Consider the following 1,252-nt stretch of genomic DNA (forward strand, 5'->3'; position numbering starts at 1 on the left):
TACGAAATGTGCTAGAGCGATCATCTGCTAGAGAAACAGCAGCTCGAGTTGCAGTCGGTGCCTTATGTAAAGTGTTATTACAACAGTTAGATATCGATATATACAGTCGTGTTGTTGAAATAGGTGGAATTAAAGATAAAGATTTTTATGATTCAAAAACATTTAAAGCAAATCTTGATCGTAATGATGTTCGTGTAATTGATGACAGTATCGCACAAGCAATGCGAGATAAAATTGACGAAGCTAAAAACGATGGTGATTCAATAGGGGGAGTAGTTCAAGTTGTAGTTGAAAATATGCCTGTTGGTGTAGGTAGTTATGTACATTATGATCGTAAATTAGATGGAAGAATAGCACAGGGTGTCGTTAGTATTAATGCATTTAAAGGTGTAAGTTTTGGAGAAGGATTTAAAGCAGCTGAAAAGCCTGGTAGCGAAATTCAAGACGAAATTCTCTACAATACTGAATTGGGCTATTATCGTGGGTCAAATCACTTAGGTGGTTTAGAAGGCGGTATGTCAAATGGAATGCCAATTATCGTTAATGGTGTAATGAAACCAATTCCAACGTTATATAAACCATTAAATTCAGTAGACATTAATACTAAAGAAGACTTTAAAGCAACAATTGAACGTTCTGATAGTTGTGCTGTTCCTGCAGCAAGTATCGTCTGCGAACATGTCGTAGCATTTGAAATTGCGAAAGCATTATTGGAAGAATTCCAATCAAATCATATTGAGCAACTTAAACAACAAATTATTGAGCGCAGACAATTAAATATTGAGTTTTAACAACAAGAACAATTGAGGTGTAATCATGAAATTACAAACAACATACCCTTCAAATAATTATCCAATATATGTTGAACGCGGTGCAATTGACCATATTAGCACGTATATTGATCAGTTTGATCAAAGTTTTATATTAATTGATGAATATGTAAATCAATATTTTGCGAATAAATTTGATGATATTTTATCATATGAAAATGTGCATAAAGTCATTATTCCAGCAGGTGAAAAGACAAAAACATTTCATCAATATCAAGAAACATTAGAGTATATTTTATCCCATCATGTGACTCGTAATACAGCAATTATTGCTGTTGGTGGTGGTGCAACTGGTGATTTTGCAGGATTTGTAGCAGCAACACTATTAAGAGGTGTCCATTTTATACAAGTTCCTACAACGATTTTGGCGCATGATTCTAGTGTTGGCGGTAAAGTGGGTATTAACTCAAAACAAGGTAAAA

2 protein-coding genes are annotated in these 1,252 nt (G+C 34.0%); both read left to right on the plus strand.

All coding sequences use genetic code 11. The annotated features are described in order from the left end of the window. Positions 1 to 791: chorismate synthase (gene aroC, locus IDG60_RS14755; RefSeq protein ID WP_206160845.1), on the plus strand; the 791-nt coding region annotated here is incomplete at its 5' end. Positions 792 to 816: 25 nt separating this feature from the next. Further along, on the plus strand, positions 817 to 1,252 hold a 436-nt coding region (locus tag IDG60_RS14760; protein ID WP_206160846.1), incomplete at its 3' end, for an iron-containing alcohol dehydrogenase.

Source organism: Staphylococcus sp. EG-SA-2, from assembly GCF_017152085.1.